The following is a 23027-nucleotide window of genomic DNA, read 5'->3' as shown; positions in this document are numbered from 1 at the left end:
GCAGCCCCGCAGTTCCCGAAGTTCCCGAAGTTCCCGAAGGGATCACCACATGCAGATAGCGCGCCGCCGCCGGCAGACCGAGAAGGGGCACTACGACCTGCTGGGCAGACGCGTCAGCCGCCGGGCAGCGCTGGTCACGGCCTGCATCACCACGGCCGCCCTGGCCACCGGCACCGCCGTCGCCTCGACGCATCCGTTCGGCACCGACCAGGTCGGCCAGGTCACCGACCGGGGCCGGGTCGTCTCCGCCGACCAGTACATCGCCCCGTACGGCGACCGTCTCGTCATCGACGACGGCAAGATCATGTCCTCGACGGTCAGCCCGGACGGCAGCCACCTCGCCGCCTCGGTCGCCGACGGCGACGCCGCGCTGGTCGTCGTGGACCTCGCGACCGGGCGGATCAAGCAGCGCGTCGGCGCCAACGCCGCCGACGACCTGCGCATCGGCAGCGGCGCCGTCGGCCAGGAAGGCCCCGCGTACTCACCCGACGGCAAGCAGCTGTGGCTGGGCCAGACCGACGGCTACACCAGGTTCACGGTCACCCCGGACGGCACCCTCACCGACCCGGTGACCGTCAGGATCCCGGCCGACGGCAGCAGGCACGCCCTGGTCGCCGCCGCGGTGTTCTCCGCCGACGGCTCCACCGTGTACGCCGCCGTCAACGGACAGAACCGGGTGGTCGCCCTCGACGCGGCCACCGGGGCCGTCAGGCGGAGCTGGGCGGTGGGCAACGCCCCGCGCGGCATGGTCCGCGTCGGCGACAAGCTGTACGTCGGCAACGAGGGCGGACGGCCCGCGAAGTCCGGCGACGCCACCCTCAACTCCTACGGCACCCAGGTACCCGCCGACCCGCGGACCGGCGCCACCACCACCGGCACGGTCAGCGTCATCGACCTGGCCGACCCCTCCGCCGCCGTCGGCACCATCGACGTCGGCCTGCACCCGACCGCGCTGTACGCGAAGCACGGAGCGGTGTTCGTCACCAACACCGCCGACAACAACGTGTCGGTCATCGACACCGCCAAGGACAAGGTCGTCCAGACCATCTCCACCCAGCCCTGGCCCGAGGCTTCGGTCGGCTACGAGCCGACCGCGGTGACCCTCACCGACGACGGCCGCCTGCTGGTCACACTCGGCCGCGCCAACGCCGTCGCCGTCTACCGCTACACCTCCCCGCAGGAGCCGGTCGGCTACGTCGGTCTCCTGCCGACCGACTACTTCCCCGCCGAGATCGCCTCCGTCGGCCGGAAGGTCGTCGTCTCCCACACCCGCGGCATCGACGCGCGCCGCCCCGGCAGCGCGGGCCACGGCACCCATGACACGACGTCCAGCCTCACCCGGTTCACCCTGCCCCGCGACGGTGTCATCCGCTCCCAGACCGCCAAGGTCTTCCGGCAGAACGGCTGGAGCGCCGGCTCGGTCCAGCCGGCCAAGGGCCGTGGCCATGCCAGGCCCCGGCCGGTCCCCACACGGATCGGCGACCCGTCGACCATCAAGCACGTCTTCCTCATCGTGAAGGAGAACCGCACCTACGACCAGGTCTTCGGGGACCTCGCGAAGGGTGACGGCGACCCGTCGCTGACCCAGTTCGGCGAGAACGTGACACCGAACCAGCACGCCCTGGCCGAGCAGTTCGGGCTCTACGACAACACCTACGACATCGGCACCAACTCCGCCGAGGGCCACAACTGGCTGATGCAGGCCGACAATCCCGAGTACACCGAGTCCTCGGCCGGCGAGTACGCGCGCAGCTACGACACCGAGGACGACGCCCTCGGCCACCAGAAGACCGGGTTCCTGTGGACGGGCGCGCAGGCCGCCGGCAGGAGCGTGCGGGACTTCGGCGAGTTCCAGCAGTTCCTGACCAAGCCCGCCGGGGCGAGCTGGCAGAACCTGTACTGCGACGCGAAGGACATGGACGCCACCGGGCGGCCCACCGCCTACCCCCTGAACTCGTCGTCGCCGATCCCGTCCCTCAACAGCGTGTCGGTGCCCGGCTTCCCGAAGTTCGACACCAGCGTCCCGGACGTCTACCGGTACCAGATCTGGAAGCAGGACTTCGAGAGGAACGGCCCGGCGAACCTGAACATGTTCTGGCTCTCCAGCGACCACACCGGTGGCCCGGCGAGCCCGGCCGCCCAGGTCGCCGACAACGACCTCGCCACCGGCAGGATCATCGACACGATCTCGCACAGCGCGTACTGGAAGGACTCGGCGATCTTCGTCGTGGAGGACGACTCCCAGGCCGGCCTCGACCACGTCGACGGCCACCGCGCCCCGGTCCAGATCATCAGCCCCTGGGCCCGGCACGGCCCCGTCGACAGCCACTACTACACCCAGATCACGATGATCCGCACCATCGAGCAGATCCTCGGGATCCACCCGATGAACCAGAAGGACAGCGCGGCCACCCCCATGCGGCAGGCGTTCACCCGGCACCCGGACTACACGCCGTTCACCGCACTGCCCAACCGGACCTCGCTGACCGACGGTCTGAAGACCCCGCCGTCCTGCGGTGTGGACACCCCGGCCGCGCAGGACCCCAAGGCGGCGGCCGTGCCGTCGGCGAAGGTGCCGGCGGACAAGAGGTCCCTCGCCGCCGAGTGGGACACCTGGAAGTCGAAGCAGCACCTGACCGGCCCGCACGCCGTCCCCGACTACGCCAACCCGGCCCAGATGAACCACCTCACCTGGTACCAGACGCACAACTGGACACGGCCGTACCCCGGTGAGAAGAAGATCCACGCTCCGAACGACGTGCCCGGCGCCTACCTCCCGTCGCCGGAGTCCGACGGCTGACGCCGAGCGTTCCCGGCCGAGCCCGCCGACCCCGGCTGATGTCGGTGCCGGCCGTGCTGAACGGCGGGAGGGCCGGCGCGACTCCGGGTCGCGCCGGCCCCCTTGTCCCACCTCGGCTTCACAAGGAGCGTCGCCGAGCCGGCGTCACTGGTAGGACGGGACCGCCCAGGTGGCCCGGTAGTGCTTGCTGTTGTCCGACCACTGGTACGCGCCGCGGCTGCCGTTCGGCTGGATGATCTCGATGACGGCGGTGTGGTAGTCCCTGACGACCTGACCGGTCGTGGGATCGATGTGGGTGTTCGCCATGGGGCACTCGTCCGCGCAGGTGGTGGCCACCTTGCCGGTCACCGGGTCGTTGCCGATGCTCTTGACGAACTTCCGCGTGTTGATCTGCTGGGCGTGCGGATAGTCGTTGCACCAGTGCCTGGTGCCGTCCTTCGCCGTGTCGACCGCACCCTTCTCGTTCCGCAGGGTCTCCACGAACGCGTTCACCGGCCAGGACTGGGAGACGCTGGTGTCGTAGCAGACGGCGCCGCCGCTCTTGGAGAACTGCACGAGGCCGCCGTTGCCGGAAACCCACAGCCGGTCGGGATTGCCGTAGACCGGCGTCAGGTCGTGGCCGTAGGCGGGGGCACCGGTCTCGGGGTGCGCGGTGGACGTCTGGCGCGGCAGGTAGAAGGTGTCCGCGAGGAAGCCAAGGCGGGACGCGGCGAGCACCACGCCGCGGTCAGACGTCTTCCCGGGCCCCGCGGGCGGCACCCGCCGATGCCGCCACCACGCACAGCACCGCGATCCACTGCGACCAGTGCAGCGACTCCCGCAGCACGACCAGGCCGATCAGGGCCGCCATCGCCGGTTCGAGGCTCATCAGGATGCCGAACACCCGCGGGGGGATCCTGCGCAGTGCTTCCAGATCCAGCGAGTACGGGACGACGGAAGACAGCAGTGCCACGCCGAGCCCCGCGACCAGGACCCACGGCTGCGCCAGCGCCGTCCCGCTGTAGGACACGCCGAAGGGCACAACCACCAGTGCCGCGACGGCCATCCCCAGAGCCAGACCGTCGCCCTCCGCGGTGCGGCGGCCCAACGCCGCGCCCACCAGGATGTACAGGCCCCAGAACGTCCCCGCGGCGACCGCGAACAGGAGACCGACGAGGTCCAGGTCACCGCGTCCCTCCATCAGCAGTACCACACCGCCTGCCGCGAGCCCGGTCCACAGCACGTCCAGCGGGCGCCTCGACCCGGCCAGGGCCACCGCCAGCGGCCCGAGGAACTCGATGGTCACCGCGACACCCAGCGGAATACGGGCCAGCGCGAGGTAGAAGCACAGGTTCATCAGCCCGAGTGTCACGCCGTAGCCGAGCACCACGGTCCACGTACGACGACTCGTGCGCAGCGACGGCCGCCACAGCAGCATCAGCACCGCCGCCGCGAAGAACAGCCGCAACGAGACCGTCCCGAAACTGCCCACCGCCTTGAACAGGTGCTTGGCCAGAGCGGAACCCACCTGAACGCTGACGATGCCGAGCAGGACCAGTGTCGTCGGCGGGACCGAGCCGAGAGCACCTCCTACCGTCGCGGGCAGCGAGGGGCGCGGGGACGGGCCGCGCTCTGTCCCGTCGAGGTTCATGGTGGCCACGCGTGGATTGTCCGGGCTCCGCCGCCGCGCGTCACATGGTTTTCCCGAGCCCCACCCCGTCCTCCGGCTCCGCACGGTGGGTGGATGGTGCACACGACCGAACCGCCGCGGCAGCACGCCTCCCGCCGCGTCGGCCCGGCCCCCGGGCCGCGAGCCCTCCCCACTGGTGGCGGACCAACCGGATGGTGTCTGATCGGGGGCTGTGGCGATTGTGCTGGGCAGGCCGGGCGTCGACGGGTTGTACGAGGCTGTGGCCGTGCTGCGGGAGTGGCAGTACGACGGAGCGCCGATGCAACTCCATCCGGGCGACCTGGGCTGGTTCTGGCGGTTCGGTGCGCAGGCGACGGCCGCGGCGGTCCGGACCTGGAGCCGGGCCGGACGGATCCTCGCCGTCGGCCTGCTGGACGGTCCCGGTCTGCTGCGGCTGACGACCGCGCCGGACGCCCGGCGCGACGAGGAACTGGCGCGGCAGCTGGCCCGGGACCTCGGCGAGCCGGGGCACGGCGTGCTGCCGGAGGGACCGGTGTACGTGGAGGCGCCGGCCGGCGCACTGGTCCGCGACCTGCTGGCCGGACACGGCTGGCACCCGGACGAGCCGTGGACGCCACTGCGCCGCGACCTCACGGAGCCGGTGGAGGACCCCGGAGTGCGGATCGAGGTGACCGGACCGGAGCGGGCGCACGTGCGGACCGCCGTGCACCGGGCGTCGTTCGACAACTCCTCGTTCACCGAAGAGCGCTGGCACACGATGGCGGCCGGGCTGCCCTACGCCGACGCGCGCTGCCTGGTCGCCTACGACGACCATTGGCGCGCGGTGGCCGCGGTGACGGTCTGGTCGGCCGGTCCCGGGCGGCCAGGGCTGCTCGAACCGATGGGCGTGCACCGGGAACACTGAGGTCACGGCTACGGCAAGGCGATCACCGTCGCCGCCGCGGCCGCACTCCGGGAGCTGGGCTCGTCGAGCGCGACCGTCTGCACCCCGAGCGCCCGCGCCGGCGCGGTCGCCACCTACAGGTCGGCCGGTTTCCGGCAAGGCCCCGAAAGCCGGGACCGGCGCCCGGGACGCCTGACCAGCGCGCCGGAGTTGGGTGATCGGAGGTTCCGCCGGCCCCCTACTTCGTGTCATCTGCCAGTACGGCGAGCAGACCGCGCGGAGGAAGACTCTCTGCCACGAGCGCGGCCCCGGCGAGCCTCCGGGTACGGAGGGCCGGCGTAGCCGCGTACAGAACCGGAACACATGAGGGGGCGCACGTGAGCGTGCAGCAGTACGACGGGATCGGCGAGGCGTTCGAGGGCTTCAAGGGCCTCCCGCTGACGCGTTACGGCGAGGTACCGAGCTTCCTGGGCCTGGTCGGGGACGTGAGCGGCAAGTCCGTTCTCGACCTGGCGTGCGGCACCGGTTTCTACAGCAGGGAGTTCAAGCGGCGCGGCGCCACGGACGTCCTCGGCGTCGACATCTCCATCGAGATGGTCGCCGCCGCGCGGGAGATCGAACAGCGTGACCCGCTGGGGGTGCGCTACGAGGTCGGTGACGTGGCCGAACTGCGGCCTCTCGGGCAGCGCTTCGACATCGCGCTCGGAGTGCAGTGCCTCAACTACGCCGAGGACATCGCGACGATGAAGCGGATGTGCCGCAACATCCACCGGAACCTCGTGCCGGGCGGGGAGTTCTTCGTGCTCTCCCAGAACCCCGACTACCGGTTCGACAACCCGTCCCTGGACAAGTACGGGTTCCTCTGTGAGCCGGCCGGCGAGGAGATCGAGACGGGAACGCGGGTACGGGTCACCGCTCTCATCGACCCGCAGCCGATCACCATCGTCTCCTCGGCCCCGCGCCGCGAGGTCTACGAGGACTGTCTGGGCGCCGCCGGGTTCAGCGCGGTGGAGTGGGTGCCGCTGCAGGTGTCCGAGGCCGGCATCCGCGAGTTCGGCGAGGACTTCTGGGCGGACCTCATCGACTACCCCCCGCTGGAGATGCTGCGCTGCCGCGCCTGACCGGCCGGGGGGAGTGACGTGAGCGGCTCCGTACGCGGCTGCCGTCGCACGGTCTGAAGGGGGGCGGGGGAGAGGGCGACCCCCCAGCGCCCGCCCCCCGACACCGCCACCGGCGCGTCAGGATCTGCGAAAACACCGGGACGCGGTCGGTGACACTGCGAGACTGACCGCGCCGGTGCCCGAGCGGGCGACGAGTGACGAACAGGGGCAAGGAGCCACCGTGACCGACCAGCACTCCGCCCAGCGGGACACCCCTGCCGCCGCCGACGTATGGCTGCTGGTACGACAGCACCCGTCCGTACTCCGCCGCTCCACCCGGGAACTCGCAGCGGCGCTGGCCGCCGCCCACGGCCCCCGCTTCGCTCTGTGGCACACCGACGAACTCGTCTTCGGCGTCCGCGACGGCCGGCTGACCCTCCACACCCTGGGCGGAACGGACGTGCCGGCACCCAGGGTGGTGTGCGTGCGTCAGGTCGCAGGACCCATGGACCAGGACCGCGAGGTCACCCTGCTGCGCCACCTGGAACGCATGGGCAGCACACTCGTCAACCCCTTGGACTCCCAGCTGAAGTCCCGCAACAAGATCTGGCAGTTACAGGAACTCGCCCTGGCCGGACTGCCGGTCCCCGACACCCTCTCGTACGCCACCGCCCCTCTGGCAGGTGTCGTCCGCAGCCCCCACGTCACCGCCCCGTGCGTGGTGAAGAGCGTCAACGGCGCGAAGGGCGCCCAGGTCTTCCTGGCCCCCGATACCCGCCTCCTGCGCGAGGTGGCCGGCAGCCTGGCCCGGGAAACACCGTTCCTCTTCCAGGAACACATCGCCCCCTCGCACGGCCGTACCCTGCGGGTCATCGTCGTCGGCGGCGAAGCGATCGCCGCCGTCCTGCACATCTCCCACGGCCGCACACTCGCCGCGAACATCGCCAACGGCGGCACCGCCACCGTGTGCACGGGCCGCCACCCCCAAGCGGAAGACCTGGCCGTACGAGCGGCCCACGCCCTGGGCCTGCACATCGCCGGGGTCGACTTGCTCTTCACCTCCCCGGACACCCACACCATCTGCGAGGTGAACGCCGTCCCCGGCTGGCGCCCGGAGATGACCGCGGTCGCCCCGGCGATCACATCCCTGATCAACCACCACCTGACCAACCCAGACCCGCCGAGTCACCGGCTGTCCTGACGACCGTGCACCTCACGGGCCATCGTTCCGCACGTGGACCGAACCAGCAGGCTGGGTCACTCCGGCGGCTGCCTCGGCAACTCGCTCGATTTTCGCGCGACGGGCCTCCCAGAAGGCCGCGTCGTACGGCTGGCCCGTGGAATTCGGCGTCATCCCCGTCGAGTTGTCTAGCTGCTCGCGCAGGATGTCGGCATGTCCGGCGTGCCGGCTCGTTTCGGTGAGCATGTGGACCAGGACGTTGAACAGCTTCACCCGGGGGCGGGGCCACCAGGGAACATAGCCGGGGGAGCCAACGGCCAGAACACTGATCGTCGCGTCCGAGTGCACCCATACACGACGGTAACGGTCGATGATCTCCTCCCGTGTTTCGCTCTCGGTCGCCCACATGTCGGCCCCGGGCTCCACGGCGTCGTCCCACCGTGGCAGGGGCTCGGGAAACGGTCGGTCGAAGACCTCTCCGAAGTACCTCGACTCCCACATCGACAGGTGCTTGACCAAGCCGAGGAGGTTGGTCCCCGTCGTGGTCAGAGGGCGGCGGATGTCGTACTCGCAGAGCCCGTCGAGCTTCGGGAGCATCGCCTGCCGAATCTCTCGCAGGTCGTTGTGCAGGTACTCCTTCGCGAAATCATCGATCACGGAGCACGAGCCTGTCATGCGCTGCCGACGTGGCTCGACCTGCGACCGGCACCGCCGCCCTCGTCGGGAAGGGACCGCGCGTGCGAGCGGGACCTTCCCGACGGCGTTCGCCTCTGCGGCGGACGGCACCGAGGTGAACGAGGGGCAGACACCGCGCTGGTTGCTGACGGGCGGCCCGCGCCGTGACTCGGTGTTCTCAGGCGAGCATGAGCAGCAGCCGCGTGTTCGGCACGAGCTTCCGGTTCACGCTGGTGCTCTGTACGAAGATCGTGAAGTCGTCGTTGTGGTCCGGCTTGACGCGGACCTCGACGTCCGGCAGGCCGAGCAGGGCCCGCGCCTCGGGGCCCGTGTACACCCGGTCCGTCTTCTTCTCCAGGACCGCTATCCGCTTGCGCGCCTGGATCTTCTCCGACTTGCTCAGCTGGTAGAACGCACCACCGGTGCGGTACGCGTGTCCGCTCTCGACGACCCATTCCCGGATCCCGGCGTCACGGGTCACCGGGATCAGCCGGTACTCCGACGGGTTCGCCGGGGTGAGGCCGGCTGCCTTGATGGTGTCCCGGTTGACCGCTTCCGCGCCCATGGAGAACACCGTCCGCGATCCCCGGATGCCCTGGGCGCGGCCCACCATGAACTTCTCGGTGGCCTGCTGGATGACCTGCCCGGCCTCCTCCAGACCGTGTGTGCTCGTGGCGTCCCAGATGGCGATGTTGTCCTTCGGGAAACCGCACTGCATGGCCTCGCGCTTGCCCACCTGGTCCGGCACGAGGACGGCCAGTGTCCAGTTGTCCTCCTGCGTCTCGATCATCTCGGCCACGGCCCCGACGAGTTCGAGCGGATCCCGGCTGGGGGCGTCCGGGCAGCGATGACTTGCGTTCTCCTGGCCGTCGGTGAGCACGAACGTCAGGAAGCTGTGGTCTCCGTACAGTTGAGCCGTCTGCGCCAGCTCGCGCTGTGACTTCAGCGCGGCCGCCAGCAGTGCCGTCATCCCGCCCACCTGGTACAGCTGCCTCAGCGACGGCATCCGCAGGACGTCCTTGTCGTAGATGACGCACTCCACCTGGTCCGCGAAGACGTACACCGTGACGCGGGTTTCCTGGTCCAGCTCCCGGGAGCGGCGGGCAAGATACGCGATCTGCTGGTCGGCGACCTCGACGACCTTGCGGCTCAAGTGCGACATGGACGAACTGGCGTCCAGCACAAGGGCGACGTGATTGATGTAGTTCTGGTTACCGGACATGACGGGTCCCCCTCTTTCCGACTCGGTGCTTCCACCCTCTCACCCACCACTGACAATCGATCTTGGTCGCGGCCACGGGAGGCCGGGGCCTTTGAACGTTCTTGGCCAGGCGGAGGAGAATCGCGGCATGGTGATGGCACGGCACTGGTACTCCTCGTCGCCCGTCGTGGACGGGCACCCGCTCCTGGACGAGCCGGGCTTCTGGCCCGCGCACTTGGCGGACCTGTCCGAGGGCTTCCCGCCGGAGGCGTTCGGTTCGGACGCGGGTGACGCGGGCGCCGCGCTGGACAGGCTGCGCGACCCGTCGGCGTGGCCCCTGTTCACGGTGCCTCTGACCGGCGGCTTCACCATCGTCGTGCACTACAACAGCGGCGAGGAGTTCACCACCACGGACTACTTCCTCACGCATCCCGACTGGAACCAGGACCTCGTCCTGGCCGGCGACGATCAGGACCGTATCGGGCCCGGGCTGTGCTGGCCCGAACTCGCCGCACTGTCGCGGGCACCGGCAGACGCCGTCGGGATCACCGACCCGCATGTCCGGCTGCTTCTCCTCCTGCCGGTCCTCGGCGACGCCGCGGTCCCGGAAGAGGCTGTGGCAGCCGTGACCCGGGCCCTGGTCGCCCAGGGCGCTCCCCGGGCGAGCGAGCCGTTGGCCGAGCGGTTGCTCCAGGGACACCCCGTGTGGGGGGCCCAGGACTGGTGGTTCGACGCGGACGAGCGCAGCTGGATCTGCGACGGTGAGCACAGCCCGCGCAAGACACCCTTGGGAGACCACCTGCCCGAACGGCAGCGAGCTGCGCTCGAGGCCTGCCTGACTCCCGGATGACCGATTCGAGCTGCGTGCGGGACAGCCGTGTCGCCGGGGGTTCCGCCGGGCGGTGACCGGCGTGCACCGTCGTCAGGGGTGGCTCGGTGCCGGGGCCGGCTCGGGGAGGGGCGTGGCCGCGCGGCGGGGGAGCAGCAGCGGGGTCGCCAGCAGGAGTACGCCGGCCAGGCCGATGGCCGTACGCGGGCCCAGCAGACCGCCCAGCACGCCCCAGACGGCCGTCAGCAGCGCGGTCGTGGCCTTGGTCGTCACCGCCCAGGCGGACAGGGTGCGGGCGACCCGGTCGGTGGCGGTGCGCTGAAGGCGGTAGGTGGTGTAGACGGGGTTGAAGACCCCGCAGCAGAAGATGAGCCCCAGTTCCACGCCGATCACCAGCAGCAGTCCTCCTGTGCCCGGCCCCAGGAAGGCCAGGCCGACGGGCCAGACCGCGCGCAGCACCCCGGACGCGACCAGGACCCGGTGCTGCCCGAACCGGGTGACGAGCGGTCGGGCCAGTCGGGAACCGAGCAGCCCGCCGATCGAGGGCGCGGCGAAGGCGAGGCCGTACTGCCACGGTGCGAAGCCGAGCCGGCCGAGCATCAGGACGGCCAGCAGCGGCTGGGCGGCCATCACCAGGCCGTTGAACAGGGCGGTGTTGAGGAACAGCGGACGCAGCGCAGCGTCGGCGAGGATGTACCGCCAGCCGTCGAGCAGGTCCCGGGCCCGCACGCGCGCCCCCTCGCGGCGCTCGGGCCCCGGCTCGCGGCCCCCCATCGCGCGGATGCCCAGGGCCGAGAGCAGGTAGCTGACCGCGTCGGCCAGCACCGTCGCCACCGGACCGAGGAGCCCGATCGCCGCGCCGCCCAGCGGGGGGCCGACGATCGTGGTGGTCCAGGCCGTGGACTCGAACCGGGCGTTGGCGACGAGCAGGCCGTCGGCCGGCAGAAGCGTCTTCAGGTACGCGCCGGACGCGGCGCGGAAGGTGATGTCGGCCGCCGCGACGACGACCGAGACCAGCAGGAGCTGGACGAAGGTGAGCACACCGAGCGCGAACGCGGCGGGGACCGTCAGCAGGGCCACGCACCGCACCAGGTCCGTCGCGATGAGCACCGGCCGCTTGCGGCGGAACTCCACCCACGGGCCGAGCGGCACCGCCACGGCCGCGCCCACCGCCGCCCCCACGGAGGAGAGCGCGGCGACCTCGGCCGGCCCGGCGTGCAGCACCCGGATGGCGATCAGCGGGAACGAGCCGAAGGCGAGCCACGTGCCGAGCGCGCTGGTTCCGTACGCCGCCCACAGCCACCCGAACGGCCGCCCCAGCCGGTGCCCGAGCAGTCGTCCCAGCCCCTGCCGGCTCCGCATGCCCGACCCCCTTCGCCCCACATCCGCACAACCGATCAGCGATCGGGAGCATCAAAGCGAGCGCCACCGCCTGGGAGTAAACAACCACATGGCCGCCCGGCACAACCATTGGTTGTACACGTAAGCTGTCGACGTGGACCTCGACACCGTCAGGACCTTCGTCGCCGCCGCCGACGCGGGGCAGTTCCAGGAGGCCGCCGCCGAGCTGGCGGTCACCCAGCAGGCCGTCTCCAAGCGCATCGCCGCGCTGGAGCGCGACCTGGGCGTACGGCTGTTCACCCGCACCGGGCGCGGCGCCCGGCTCACCATCGACGGGCAGGCGTTCCTGCCCCACGCCCGCGAGCTGCTCCGCGTCGCCGAGCGCGCCGTCGCGTCCGTGCGCACCGGCCGTCGCCCGCTGCGCGTCGACGTGATCGCCTCGCGCGTCGCACCGTCGGGCCTCATGCGCGGCTTCCACCAGGCGCACCCCGAGATCGACCTCGACGTGCTGATGCTGTTCGACGTCGAGACGGCCGTCGCCGCCATCCGCTCAGGGGCGATCGACGCGTCCTTCCGCGCCGTCGCCGCGCCCGGCCGGCCCCTTCCCGAGGACGTCGAGTCCGTCCGGGTGCTCGACGAACCGCTCCAGCTCCTCACCGGCCCCGGCCACGTCCTCGCGGGTGCCCGGTCGGTGTCCCTGGCCCAGCTCGCGGGGCACCGGATCTGGATGCCCGGCATCGTCCCCGGCACCGAGTGGGCCGCGTACTACGACGATCTTGTGGCCGAGTTCGGTCTCACCATCGAGGCGACCGGCCCGAACTTCGGCTCGGACGCGCTCCTCGACACCGTCGCCGACACCCCGGCCCTGGCCACCTTCATGGGCGAGCACACCCGCCTCGTCTGGCCCGCCGGCCACGGTCTGCGCCGCATCCCGGTCACCGACCCCACGCCCGTCTACCCGCACTCGCTGCTCTGGCACCGCGACAACCCCCACCCGGCGCTGGCCGCCCTCCGTACCCACCTCGCCACCACCACGTCCGCCCACGACGCCGCCGGAACGTGGACGCCGGGCTGGGTGCTCCCGCACTGAGCGCGTCTCGTCCGCCGGCGCCCCGTTCCTGAACTCGCCGGCGCTGCCCAATGCGGGGAGCACGCCGAACACCGTCCAGGAGAACCGGGGACAGCCGGTGGACGAGGTGGTGGGCCCTCGCCCTCCCGCGGGGCACGGGCCCTAAGCGGACCGGCGGGTGCGCAGCTTGTCGAAGAGTCGCTGGGCCTGGGCCCGGCGGCGCGGGTCGGCCGCGGTACGGCGTACCTGTTCGATCGTGCGCTGCCCCTGCGGGCTCCGCGCGTACTGCTTGAGCCGTTGCAGAACTCCTGACATGACGCTCCTTTCACCAGGGGGCCCGCTCTCGTCGGGACCCACGGAATCCACCTACCCGGTGACCGGCGGTCCAGCCTCTTTCGGTCGAGGGCGGACCGCGGCGGAGCCGCGCCGCTTGCGGAGGCCCCGGAGCCTTGACCGGCGCCGGGACACGCTGCCTGGAGAAACGGAGCGAGGGCGCCGCACCGCGCTGAAATGGTTGAAGAGCCGAAGGGGCCGCGGACACGGCCCCAACGGCCGCGCCGCAGGGCAACAGCCGTGCGCCTCGTGCAACCACCGCCCTGTCCGAAGGCAGGCGCAGGCGCGTTGCGTCCGAACCCGACTCCTGATTCCTTCGACACCTGAACGCATGAAGGGCTGCTCTGGCCCGTATCTTCGCTCGCTCATACGTTTTCTGTCCGAGATTCAGGGAGTCAAGTCAGTGCAGAATTGGATGAAATGGTCTGTACGGACGGCTGGGACCGTCATCTCTTTGATCCTCCCGTTCGCCTTCGCGGAGCCTGCCTCCGCGGCGTCCGGGAACCCCGATCCGGCCCCAGCCGCCCCCTCCTGCGTCACCCTGTACGAGAGCTGGCGGTACACCAGTGCCGCCAGCAACTGCTCGGACACGGTCGGGGTGATGGTCGTCTACCAGGACGGTGCCACCGGCCTGTGCTACGCACTGCCGCCCGGTGCGTCCCGCACGGTCGGCGAGGGGTACTTCGGCCGGCACGGGCACGCCGACCGCCTCGCCCTCTGCGAGGCCTCCGGGTGACACGACGGTGGACGCGACGGGGGACACGACGGTAGGTCTCGGACCCCCAACTCCCGTGTCCGATAAGCACGTTCGTATCGCCGGCAGGGCACTAGGCTGAGACGGTGACGTCTCTGCCGGAAGACCCGCCACCCCAGTTCAGCGAGGACGACCGCGACACGGCCGTACAGCGTGTGCAGGACGCGTACGCCGAAGGGCACATCTCCCACGAGGAGATGGACGAGCGCCTCCACCGGGTACTCACCGCCCGGACGCACGGCGACCTTGCGCCGGCCCTGGTCTCGCTCCCGGCGGAGAACGCGGGCAGCACGTCCGTCATCGCCGCCGCCGGCGGACGAATCAAGCGGCGCGGCGCGTGGCGGGTGCCTCGGACCCTCACGGTCGCGTCCGCGTTCGGGCGGGTGCGCCTGGACCTGTCCCGGGCGGTCATCGAGCATCCGGTGGTCGACATCGAGCTGCAACTCGGCACCGGCAGAGCCAGGATCACGGTGCCTCGTGACGCGGTCGTCGACCTCGACGGTCTGCACACCGCCTGGAAGGACACGCGTTACTCACCCCCGCGACGCTCCCATCCCGTGGGGCCGAGGATCCGGATCTCCGGGACCATGGGATTCGGACGGTTGAAGATCCGCCACGCGCGGCGTTGAGACGGCTCCCGCGCCAGGACCACCACCAGCAGCCGCCGCCTGCGCCCGTACCGAGGTCGCAGCAAGGTGCCATGCGGTGCTGACCCGGACACCCGCCGGTGAGAGCCGCCGGGCGAGACGCCGGCCCGCGCCTGGACGGCACCGCTCGGCTGGACGCCCGCGGCATCCTCGCCGAGGCCGGCCGGCGCGGGATGGTCGGCGGCCAGGAGGACATGATCACCGACATCGCCCTGGACCCGGCCGCGGCGCGTGACGCCGGCTGAGCAGGCGGGGTTCCCTGGCGGTGGGAGGCTGGACCAGGGAGGTGGTCGCGGTGCGGGTACGGGCTCGGGTCGACGGTGGCCGGCTGCTGGTCCGCCTGCCGTGGCGCATGGCCGTGGCCGCACGGCGACGCGTGGTGAGGGCGCCGCTGGAAGCCGTGTCGGAGGTGCGGGTCGAGCCGTCGTGGTGGCGGGCACTGCGGCTCGGCGCACCGGGCCGGCACTACCGCTTCCGCGCAGGACGGTGGTGCGCCGGAGAGCTGGTGCACGCCGGGGGCAGGGACCTCGTCGCGCTGGTGGCGGGGGAGCCGGCCCTGGTGGTGGACCTCCCTCACCCGCGGAGCCCGTACACGCGCCTCGCACTGTCCGTCCCCGACCCGCACGGACTCGCGGCCGCGCTGCGGCACGCCACTGCTCGTGACACCTGACGCGCGACCCGGCGACCCAGGCGCCCGGCGGTCAGCCCGCCCGGCTGGAGCTGAGCCGCTCGATGGCCTCCAGGACGGCCTTCCGGCGGGCGTGCGTGCGCTCGTACCCGTCGAGGACGTGCAGGTCGGATTCGGACAGCGCGGGCAGGCGCCGCTCGATCTCCTCGACGCCGAGCTGGCTGAAGCCGACGATGGGCAGGCTTTCCTCGCTGCTGACCGCTCCCTGGATCTGCTCGGCCGCGGCACTCACCTCGGGCTGGTCCACCGCCGGCTCCGCCCCGGCGTCGAGACGCTGCCCGGGCCAGGCCGGCCGACGCAGCCGGTGGACGACGGCCCGCAGCGGGCGGGTGGCCGTGTCGACGAGGCCGCCCTGCGCCCTCTCCTCCACCCGGAGGCCGTCGCCGGCGGCGGCCACGGTCCGGGCCTGCCGGGTGAGGCTGTCCTCCAGCAGGGCGAGCAGCTCCTGGTCCTCGCGGCACACGTCCCGCAGCAGGTCGCGGCTGGTGCGGTCCTGGACCTGGTCGGCGAGGACCTCTCCGGCCCGGGTGCTGGCCAGGGCCCGGGCCGCGACGGCGTACTCGTCCTCGATGTTCCTCAGCACCTGCCGCTCGTCGGCCGGCCCTCGGCCGCGCACCACCCCGGTCACGGCCTTCTGCCCGACGGTCAGCGGGAGCGTGGCCGTCTTCCAGGTGGTGCGGGCGGCGAACCGCGCCACGTCCGCGGCGCCGCCCAGCAGTCCGCGGGGACGCAGCCCGCGGACATGGCGTTCGATGCGGCGTGCACGGTCCTGGAGGTCGTCGGCCTCGTGCTCCAGCATCTGCCGGTGGGGGCCGGGCGGCGCGAGGGCCGCGTCCGCCCGCAGCCGGTCGCGTGCCGCGGCATGGGCCTGGTGGGCATCCTCAAGCGCCGGTATCAAGGTCTGTGTCATCGCCATGGGGGTGCTCCCTGCGTGTGCGGAGATCGGGCGGCGTTCAGCCGGGATCATCCTGCGGGGCCCGCCCCAAGATCACCCGCCGGGAGCCTGCCCGCCCAGGGGTCGTGACGGCACCGGAGCCTGCCCGCCCAGGGCCCGTGACGGCGCGGGATCCAGGCCCGCTCCGCGCTGTCACCGGCGTTGTCACCGCGGTGTCACCCGCACGGCAGCGTCCACCGGCGGCTCGGCCGTCCGGGTGAGGACCCGCCGCCTCCACCCGCCCGGAGACGCACACCCGAATCTTGACAAGGGCGGGCTCACGTCCTACTTCATGACTAGAGGCGGACAACGGGTGAAAACACAGCTCGCAGCAGGCGAGGAGGTGGCCCGGGATGCAGGTGCCGGAGCGGGGAACGGACCTGTACGCACTGCTGGGGGTGCAGCCCTCCGCGACGGCCGGGGCGATCACCTCCGGCTTCCGCGCCCGCGTGTGGGAACTGCGCCCCGACACCCGCGTCGACGCGGCCACCGCCGAACGCTTCCGCGAGGTACGGGCGGCGTACGAGACGCTGCGCGATCCGGTCCGGCGCGCCGCCTACGACCAGGCGTGCGAGCGGACGGCCGAGCGGGCCCGCGACGGCGGCACGGACCTCGCGGGTCCGGTCAGGCCCGCGCGACGGTACGTCGTGGTGCCCGGGACCGCCCGCCCCGAGCCTCCGCTGCGCGCCGGTCCCGTCCGGTGGGAGCGGGCACCCCGGCGGGCAGCACAGACGTGACGCAGAGCATGGGCGAGAGGGAGCAGGGCGATGGCGCGTCCGGTGGGTATCGACCTGGGTACGACGAACTCGGTGGTGGCGGTCCTGGAGGGCGGGGAGCCGACGGTCATCACGAACACGGAGGGCGCTCGTACGACGCCGTCGGTGGTGGCGTTCGCGAAGAACGGTGAGGTGCTGGTCGGCGAGGTGGCCAAGCGGCAGGCCGTGACGAACGTGGAGCGGACCGCGCGGTCGGTGAAGCGGCACATGGGCGACCACGGGTGGCGGTTCCCGGACCAGGGGGACGTCGACGGCCGGCGGTACACGGCGCAGGAAGTGTCGGCGCGGGTGTTGCAGAAGCTCAAGCGGGACGCGGAGGCGTACCTGGGTGAGGACGTCACGGACGCGGTGATCACGGTGCCCGCGTACTTCGACGACGCGCAGCGGCAGGCGACGAAGGAGGCGGGTGAGATCGCCGGGCTGAACGTGCTGCGGATCATCAACGAGCCGACGGCGGCCGCGCTGGCGTACGGGCTGGACAGGGAGAGCGAGCAGACGGTCCTGGTGTTCGACCTGGGCGGGGGCACGTTCGATGTGTCGTTGCTGGAGATGGGTGAGGGCGTCATCGAGGTGAAGGCGACCAACGGTGACACGCGCCTGGGAGGGGACGACTGGGACCAGCGGGTGGTGGACCACCTGGTGCAGCGGTTCAAGAACGGGTACGGGGTGGATCTGTCGCGGGACAAGATGGCGGTGCAGCGGCTGCGGGAGGCGGCGGAGCGGGCGAAGATCGAGTTGTCGTCGTCGTCGGAGACGTCGGTGAACCTGCCGTACATCACGGCGTCCGCCGAGGGCCCGCTGCACCTGGACGAGAAGCTGACGCGGGCCCAGTTCGAGCAGCTGACGGCGGATCTGCTGGAGCGGTGCAAGGCGCCGTTCCACAACGCGGTCAGGGACGCCGGGGTGAAGGTGTCCGACATCGACCATGTGGTGCTGGTGGGCGGGTCCACCCGGATGCCGGCGGTGTCGGGGCTGGTGCGGGAGCTGACCGGCAAGGAGCCGCACAAGGGGGTGAACCCGGACGAGGTCGTGGCGGTGGGGGCGAGCCTGCAGGCGGGGGTGCTCAAGGGGGAGGTCAAGGACGTGCTGCTGCTGGACGTCACGCCGTTGTCCTTGGGGATCGAGACCAAGGGCGGGGTGATGACCCGGTTGATCGAGCGGAACACCACGATCCCGACCCGGCGTTCGGAGATCTTCACCACGGCGGAGGACAGCCAGCCGTCGGTGACGATCCAGGTGTACCAGGGGGAGCGGGAGATCGCCTCGTACAACAAGAAGCTGGGGATGTTCGAGCTGACGGGTATCGCGCCGGCGCCGCGGGGGGTGCCGCAGATCGAGGTGGCCTTCGACATCGACGCCAACGGGATCATGCACGTCTCGGCGAAGGACCTGGGCACGGGCCGGGAGCAGAAGATGACGGTGACCGGCGGTTCGGCGCTGCCCCGGGACGACATCGACCGCATGGTGCGGGAGGCGGAGCAGCACGCGGAGGAGGACCGGCGGAGGCGGGAGGCGGCGGAGACCCGGAATCAGGCCGAGCAGTTGGTGTACTCCACCGAGAAGCTGATCCGGGAGAACACGGACCGGATACCGGCCGATGCCCGGAGCGAGACGGAGTCGGCGCTGGCCGAGCTGAAGGAGCGGCTGAAGTCGGAGGACACGACGGCGATCCGGCAGGCGCTGGACCGTGCCGCTCAGGCCGCGCAGAAGATCGGCACGGCGATGTACGAGCAGTCGCGGACCGAACAGGCCCAGCAGGCCGGGCAGACGGGGCGGTCCGGGCAGACGGGCCAGGCCGGGCAGGGCGGCGAGGGGGCGGGATCCGGCAGGGACGACGACGTGGTGGACGCCGAGATCGTCGACGACGACAAGCCGGACGCAGGCTGACGATGACTGGGCGTGGGACGCAGAACACCGAACCGGCTCACCTGCGGCGCCCGGTGGAGGCGCGGACCGCTCCCGTCCGGCACGTCCGACACGCCCGGCGGCGACCGGTCCCGGGGCGGCCTGTCCGTCCCGGAACCGCAAGCGTGGTGAGGGCGTCGGCGCAGGGACTCGTCACGGATGCCACTTCACGCCACCACGGCCCCCGGCACCGTCGGAGAGCCGTGGTGGCCGGCCACTGGGGAGGACATCATGCGAATGCACTGGGAGGCCTTGATCGACGCGGTCCGGGACCGCGGTGACTACCCTTCGCGGGACGAGGCGGAACGCGCCGCCCGGGTCGTCCTGGCCCTGCTGGGCGCTCACCTGGTCGGCGACGTACGCGCCGAGCTGGCCGCCCGGCTCCCCGAAACGCTCGGGCTCGTCCTGCTCAACCCGCTCCAGGCCCACGAACCGCTGCCGCCCGAGCGGTTCATCCGGGCCACCGCGGCCTGGATCGAGGGCGCCACGGAGAAGACCGCCACCTGGGACGTCAGCGCCGTGCTCAGCGTCGTGGCCGACATCGCGGACGAGGACCTGATGAACCGCATCCTGATCCAACTCCCGCCGGGCTACGACCTGCTCTTCGGACACCCACAGCAGGACTGATCGAGCGTCGGACGACGGACGGGGCCCCACCCTTCTGGTCGCGGTGGCTCAGGAGGTGAGTACGACTCCGAGGCAGCCGGCTGCGAGGGAGCGCTCCCGTGCTCCCTACGACCGGCTTCCCTCACTCCCGGGAGGCACAGCGAGAACGACGACGCGCAGCGCCACGGTGAGAACCACCAGACGGCATCCACCTGTGCCACCGGTTCACAGCTCGCTCCGGCCGGTCGGCGGGGGAGCGCCCCTCTCCGGTCGGTTGCGGGCACTGCTGACCAGCTGTGCCATGGGAGTGGTCACGTCCGTGTCAACGTGACCGGCGGTCGGCGATCTCCGTTCCGGGAACGGGCCCTCCCCGGGGCCGGCCGCCCGCCCACCGGCATCCGAGGCTCCGGGACCTCTACCCGGGGACACAGCGACGGTCTGGGGCATCTCGGTGACGTGACGTCCATCACGCCGCTGACCTGCGGAAATGGAGTGAGGGGAGCTTGGGGCATGCGAAGTCGCCGGGGTTGAACGGGGGACTCCGGGAAGGATCTCCACGGGCGGGAATGAATCCGGCAGAGGGTCGGTTGTACATGGCGGTCGTAGTTTTTGTGTCTGTGTTTCACCGCACGCTCGCGAAGAACGATGTCGCGGGCGCCGCCTTCCTTCAGGGAACTGGAGAAGTCGCGTCCAGGCCGGCCCGGGACACCACACGGTGTGGGTCCCGCACCCAGCCCCTGCAAGGAGCAAGAAATGACTCAGGGAACCGTCAAGTGGTTCAACGCCGAAAAGGGCTTCGGCTTCATCGCCCAGGCCGGCGGACCGGACCTCTTCGTGCACTACTCCGAGATCGAGGGCAACGGCTTCCGTAGCCTGGAGGAGAACCAGCACGTGGAGTTCGAGGTCGTCCAGGGCCCCAAGGGCCCGCAGGCCGCGAGCGTCCGCGCCATCTGAGGTCCGGCGGGCGAGACCTGCCGCACACCTGTGCTGAATCCGAGGGCCGGTGCCGCAAGGCGCCGGCCCTCGGTGTGTGCACGTGCCGCCGCCGACCGCCGGGTCGGCCGCCGTCCTGGCCGGGCACCGCCTGTGTCGGTGCGTGGACCATCCCATTACGCCCGTCACCGTGCGATGCGACGCTCCTCGGCCGCCTGGCTCACCGGCGCCTTTGCCGGCATGCCACGCTTCCCGTACCCGGCAGGCGCGTACGCCGAGTACGTCACCGCACCGGCCCGCCACTTCGCCCCGCGCCCACGCGGCCTCGACCACGAGTGGCGTGGGAGGGACCGCGTTCCGTCGGGGCCGGCCCGACGCCGGACACCAGGCGGGCGAGCCCCGGGTACGGCCTCGGCCCGTTCGGAGGCGCTGCGCTGGCGCCCGCCGGCAGCGGCACGCAGGCTGTTGCCGGACATGGACGCGCCGCCGGGTACGGGGTGGCGGCAGGGCTCTGGGAGGACCGCGTGACCGCTTCGTCACCCGCCGACGACACGCCTCCGGCCCGGTACGACGACCTGCGGGCCCTGGTGATCAACTGCACCCTCAAGCGTTCCCCGGAGACGAGCAACACCCAGGGGCTGATCGACCGGAGCACCGCCATCATGGCTGCGCAGGGGGTGGGTGTCGACGTCGTACGGGCGGTGGACCACGACATCGCCACCGGGGTGTGGCCCGACATGAGGGAACACGGCTGGGAGACCGACGCCTGGCCGGATCTGTACCGCCGGGTCATGGCGGCCGACATCCTCGTGCTGGCCGGACCGATCTGGCTGGGCGACAACAGCTCCGTGACGAAGCAGGTGATCGAACGCCTCTACGCCTGCTCCAGTCTGCTCAACGAAGCAGGCCAGTACGCCTACTACGGCCGTGTCGGAGGCTGCCTCATCACCGGGAACGAGGACGGCGTCAAACACTGCGCCATGAACGTCCTCTACAGCCTGCAGCACCTGGGGTACACCATCCCTCCCCAGGCGGACGCCGGATGGATCGGCGAGGCAGGGCCCGGACCCTCCTACCTGGACCCCGGCTCGGGCGGACCGCAGAACGACTTCACCAACCGCAACACCACGTTCATGACCTGGAACCTGCTCCACATGGCGCGGGCCCTGAAGGACCTCGGCGGCATCCCCGCCTACGGCAACCAGCGCACCGCCTGGGACGCCGGCTGTCGCCACGACTACGAGAACCCGGAGCACCGGTGACCGGCGAGGACCGCGGGGCCGTCGCCCTGCCGGACGACCAGGGGCTGATGTTCGTGGCTGTGCCCGGGCGTCGGATGATCCAGACGGCCGACCGGTCGACCAGCTCGTCGGAGGTGGGGTCGCCGCGGCGGGCCGTGGCCGGCTCCACCTCCCGGACCAGGACGGGCGTGCCGGCCATGCCGGGACCGTCTGCCGCGGCGCGAAGGAGAGCGTCTACAAGGCGTGGTTTCCCGCTGACCGGGCGCTGGCTGGACTTCGACCAGTGCGCGATCACGCCCGACCCGGAGCGCGGCACGTTCACCGCCGCCCTGAAGGTCCCGGCCCGGTGGTGGGGGGTGCGTCTGGACCGCCCCGACGGTCGGTGGCGGGCCCGGCGCGGGCCGGTCGTGACCGCCGTGGTGATTCCCGCCTACCAGTGAGCGGGCCGGCTGAGCGCCGGGGGCACTACGGTGGCCGCGTCGCCCTTGGCCGCGTTCAGCTGCGCCTGGGTGAGGAACAGCGCGCCGGTGAGGTCCGCGCCCCTCAGGTCGGCGTCCCGCAGGTCGGCCCCGATCAGGTCGGCGTCGCGCAGGTCGGCTCCGCTGAGGTCGGCCGCGACGAGGAGGGCGCCGCGCAGGCTCGCCCCTCTGAGGTCGGCGCCGGACAGCTTGGCGCCCATCAGATCGGCTCCACGGTGGTTCTTCCTACGGCCCGGGACCCGGGCCCGGGTCAGCTCGCTGGCCTTCAGCAGCAGTGTGTTGACCTCGCCGCGCAGCGTGTTCACGTCCAGCTCGGTGATCGACTCGGCGCTGCCGCGGGTCAGACCGTCGATGTGGGCCAGCGCCTTCCGCAGCTCCTCGTGGACGGGGCGGGCCGGTGCCAGGTCGAGGGCCTCGGTGACGTACCAGAGCAGCTCCTGCAGCTGCCGCATGACGGGGAAGACCTGGAACATCGAGCGCGCCGTCTTCGGCGCCCGACGCCAGTCGGTGCCGCCGAAGGTGACCTGCGACACCTTCTGGCCGGCGCCGAAGCAGTCGAAGACGGTGCAGCCGGGGTAGCCCTTGTCGCGCAGCTGCGCGTGGATGCCGCAGCGGAAGTCCTGCCGGAGGTTCGAGCACGGCTGACCCGCGGGCTTGTCGGCGGCGAAGTCGGCCGAGCGGGAGAAGGGCAGGGCCGCGCAGCACAGGCCGAAGCAGTCGGCGCAGTCGGCCTGCAGATCCTTGCGGTCCTCCGCGAGCTCGCCGTTCCGGGGCGCCGTGTCGTCCTGGGCGGCCCCGCGATTCCTGGGCGCCTTGCGGTCGTTTCGTGCCGGCCTGCGGTCCCGGTCCCGGTTCCTTGAGTCGGGCCGCTGCCCACGGGCGGGCCTGTCGTCCGCACCCTGCCGGCTCGCGCGGTCCTGGCCCGCGCTGCCCCGCTTTCCGTCCTGGCCTGCGGCGCTCCGCTTCCCGTCCGGGCTTGCGGCGCCGTGCTTCCCGTCCTGGCCTGTGGTACCGCGGCCCCGG

22 protein-coding genes and 3 pseudogenes are annotated in these 23027 nt (G+C 71.6%); 17 read left to right on the top strand and 8 right to left on the bottom strand.

Translation table 11 applies throughout. From position 1 onward, the window contains the following. The first annotated feature begins 49 nt into the window (after nt 1-49). Nucleotides 50-2800, top strand: coding sequence for an alkaline phosphatase family protein (locus ACZ7N4_RS28250; RefSeq protein WP_471363086.1), 2751 nt, complete (start codon nt 50-52; stop codon nt 2798-2800). 144 nt (nt 2801-2944) lie between these two features. Here the strand turns inward: ACZ7N4_RS28250 and ACZ7N4_RS28245 are convergent, their stop codons facing one another. Next, nucleotides 2945-3520, bottom strand: a complete 576-nt coding sequence (locus ACZ7N4_RS28245) for a hypothetical protein (protein WP_471363084.1) — start codon at nt 3518-3520, stop codon at nt 2945-2947. Between the two features lie 7 nt (nt 3521-3527). Beyond that, complete coding sequence (locus tag ACZ7N4_RS28240; protein ID WP_471363300.1) at nt 3528-4430, bottom strand: EamA family transporter; 903 nt, start codon at nt 4428-4430, stop codon at nt 3528-3530. A gap of 211 nt (nt 4431-4641) precedes the next feature. Between ACZ7N4_RS28240 and ACZ7N4_RS28235 the strand changes: the two are divergent. The 3 genes and pseudogenes from ACZ7N4_RS28235 to ACZ7N4_RS28225 form a co-directional block, all read left to right on the top strand. After that, nucleotides 4642-5493: pseudogene (locus ACZ7N4_RS28235) on the top strand (GNAT family N-acetyltransferase); the annotation flags it as partial. A 197-nt stretch (nt 5494-5690) separates the two neighbouring features. After that, a complete protein-coding gene (locus ACZ7N4_RS28230) occupies nt 5691-6434 on the top strand; it encodes a class I SAM-dependent methyltransferase (RefSeq protein WP_471363081.1) in 744 nt (247 codons plus the stop codon). A 220-nt stretch (nt 6435-6654) separates the two neighbouring features. After that, nucleotides 6655-7614 (top strand): RimK family alpha-L-glutamate ligase, encoded by a 960-nt coding sequence (locus ACZ7N4_RS28225; protein ID WP_471363078.1) that lies wholly within the window; start codon nt 6655-6657, stop codon nt 7612-7614. Nucleotides 7615-7626: 12 nt separating this feature from the next. On the opposite strand, the gene ACZ7N4_RS28220 is transcribed toward ACZ7N4_RS28225, so the two are convergent. Both ACZ7N4_RS28220 and ACZ7N4_RS28215 read right to left on the bottom strand, forming a co-directional pair. Beyond that, nucleotides 7627-8250, bottom strand: coding sequence for a DinB family protein (locus ACZ7N4_RS28220; protein ID WP_471363075.1), 624 nt, complete (start codon nt 8248-8250; stop codon nt 7627-7629). A gap of 196 nt (nt 8251-8446) precedes the next feature. Continuing rightward, nucleotides 8447-9490, bottom strand: coding sequence for a vWA domain-containing protein (locus tag ACZ7N4_RS28215; protein WP_471363073.1), 1044 nt, complete (start codon nt 9488-9490; stop codon nt 8447-8449). Between the two features lie 127 nt (nt 9491-9617). On the opposite strand from ACZ7N4_RS28215, the gene ACZ7N4_RS28210 reads away from it, so the two are divergent. Further along, entirely contained in the window at nt 9618-10319 is a 702-nt protein-coding gene (locus ACZ7N4_RS28210) for a hypothetical protein (protein ID WP_471363070.1), read from the top strand. A 72-nt stretch (nt 10320-10391) separates the two neighbouring features. On the opposite strand, the gene ACZ7N4_RS28205 is transcribed toward ACZ7N4_RS28210, so the two are convergent. Beyond that, complete coding sequence (locus tag ACZ7N4_RS28205) at nt 10392-11660, bottom strand: MFS transporter (RefSeq protein ID WP_471363067.1); 1269 nt, start codon at nt 11658-11660, stop codon at nt 10392-10394. 133 nt (nt 11661-11793) lie between these two features. On the opposite strand from ACZ7N4_RS28205, the gene ACZ7N4_RS28200 reads away from it, so the two are divergent. Continuing rightward, nucleotides 11794-12729: a LysR family transcriptional regulator gene (locus tag ACZ7N4_RS28200; protein ID WP_471363064.1), complete on the top strand. Its 936-nt coding sequence runs from the start codon at nt 11794-11796 to the stop codon at nt 12727-12729. A gap of 141 nt (nt 12730-12870) precedes the next feature. On the opposite strand, the gene ACZ7N4_RS28195 is transcribed toward ACZ7N4_RS28200, so the two are convergent. Next, nucleotides 12871-13023 carry a hypothetical protein gene (locus ACZ7N4_RS28195; protein WP_471363061.1) on the bottom strand — a complete coding sequence of 51 codons (153 nt, stop codon included), beginning with the start codon at nt 13021-13023 and terminating at the stop codon, nt 12871-12873. A gap of 472 nt (nt 13024-13495) precedes the next feature. On the opposite strand from ACZ7N4_RS28195, the gene ACZ7N4_RS28190 reads away from it, so the two are divergent. From ACZ7N4_RS28190 to ACZ7N4_RS28175, 4 genes and pseudogenes are all read left to right on the top strand, one after another. Continuing rightward, nucleotides 13496-13777, top strand: coding sequence for an alpha-amylase (locus tag ACZ7N4_RS28190; protein WP_471363059.1), 282 nt, complete (start codon nt 13496-13498; stop codon nt 13775-13777). Between the two features lie 104 nt (nt 13778-13881). Continuing rightward, on the top strand, nt 13882-14424 hold the full coding sequence (locus tag ACZ7N4_RS28185) for a DUF1707 SHOCT-like domain-containing protein (RefSeq protein ID WP_471363056.1): 543 nt from the start codon (nt 13882-13884) through the stop codon (nt 14422-14424). A 149-nt stretch (nt 14425-14573) separates the two neighbouring features. Continuing rightward, a pseudogene (locus tag ACZ7N4_RS28180) lies at nt 14574-14687 on the top strand (4-hydroxy-2-oxovalerate aldolase); the annotation flags it as partial. 50 nt (nt 14688-14737) lie between these two features. Further along, nucleotides 14738-15112 (top strand): hypothetical protein, encoded by a 375-nt coding sequence (locus tag ACZ7N4_RS28175; protein WP_471363054.1) that lies wholly within the window; start codon nt 14738-14740, stop codon nt 15110-15112. A gap of 31 nt (nt 15113-15143) precedes the next feature. Here the strand turns inward: ACZ7N4_RS28175 and ACZ7N4_RS28170 are convergent, their stop codons facing one another. After that, on the bottom strand, nt 15144-16046 hold the full coding sequence (locus ACZ7N4_RS28170; RefSeq protein WP_471363051.1) for a hypothetical protein: 903 nt from the start codon (nt 16044-16046) through the stop codon (nt 15144-15146). A gap of 371 nt (nt 16047-16417) precedes the next feature. On the opposite strand from ACZ7N4_RS28170, the gene ACZ7N4_RS28165 reads away from it, so the two are divergent. The 7 genes and pseudogenes from ACZ7N4_RS28165 to ACZ7N4_RS28135 all read left to right on the top strand — a co-directional run bounded on the left by ACZ7N4_RS28165 (nt 16418) and on the right by ACZ7N4_RS28135 (nt 21965). Continuing rightward, a complete protein-coding gene (locus tag ACZ7N4_RS28165) occupies nt 16418-16801 on the top strand; it encodes a J domain-containing protein (RefSeq protein WP_471363048.1) in 384 nt (127 codons plus the stop codon). Between the two features lie 30 nt (nt 16802-16831). Beyond that, entirely contained in the window at nt 16832-18727 is a 1896-nt protein-coding gene (dnaK, locus tag ACZ7N4_RS28160) for a molecular chaperone DnaK (RefSeq protein WP_471363045.1), read from the top strand. A gap of 249 nt (nt 18728-18976) precedes the next feature. Then, complete coding sequence (locus ACZ7N4_RS28155) at nt 18977-19372, top strand: DUF2267 domain-containing protein (protein ID WP_471363042.1); 396 nt, start codon at nt 18977-18979, stop codon at nt 19370-19372. Nucleotides 19373-20104: 732 nt separating this feature from the next. Beyond that, nucleotides 20105-20305 carry a cold-shock protein gene (locus tag ACZ7N4_RS28150; protein ID WP_471363039.1) on the top strand — a complete coding sequence of 67 codons (201 nt, stop codon included), beginning with the start codon at nt 20105-20107 and terminating at the stop codon, nt 20303-20305. Nucleotides 20306-20512: 207 nt separating this feature from the next. Further along, nucleotides 20513-20617 (top strand): annotated as a pseudogene (locus ACZ7N4_RS28145) (NADP-dependent oxidoreductase); the annotation flags it as partial. Between the two features lie 191 nt (nt 20618-20808). Further along, nucleotides 20809-21546, top strand: coding sequence for a flavodoxin family protein (locus tag ACZ7N4_RS28140; protein ID WP_471363036.1), 738 nt, complete (start codon nt 20809-20811; stop codon nt 21544-21546). Next, the gene (locus tag ACZ7N4_RS28135) at nt 21543-21965 is read left to right on the top strand and encodes a hypothetical protein (protein WP_471363033.1); all 423 of its coding nucleotides are present in this window, start codon (nt 21543-21545) and stop codon (nt 21963-21965) included. Before ACZ7N4_RS28140 ends, ACZ7N4_RS28135 begins: the two co-directional genes overlap by 4 nt. Here the strand turns inward: ACZ7N4_RS28135 and ACZ7N4_RS28130 are convergent. Next, nucleotides 21956-22741 carry a pentapeptide repeat-containing protein gene (locus ACZ7N4_RS28130; protein ID WP_471363296.1) on the bottom strand — a complete coding sequence of 262 codons (786 nt, stop codon included), beginning with the start codon at nt 22739-22741 and terminating at the stop codon, nt 21956-21958. The genes ACZ7N4_RS28135 and ACZ7N4_RS28130 overlap by 10 nt on opposite strands. Nucleotides 22742-23027 lie beyond the last annotated feature (286 nt).

The organism is Streptomyces sp. NPDC107654 (genome assembly GCF_055639035.1).
This window is presented reverse-complemented; position numbering and strand designations above follow the sequence as displayed.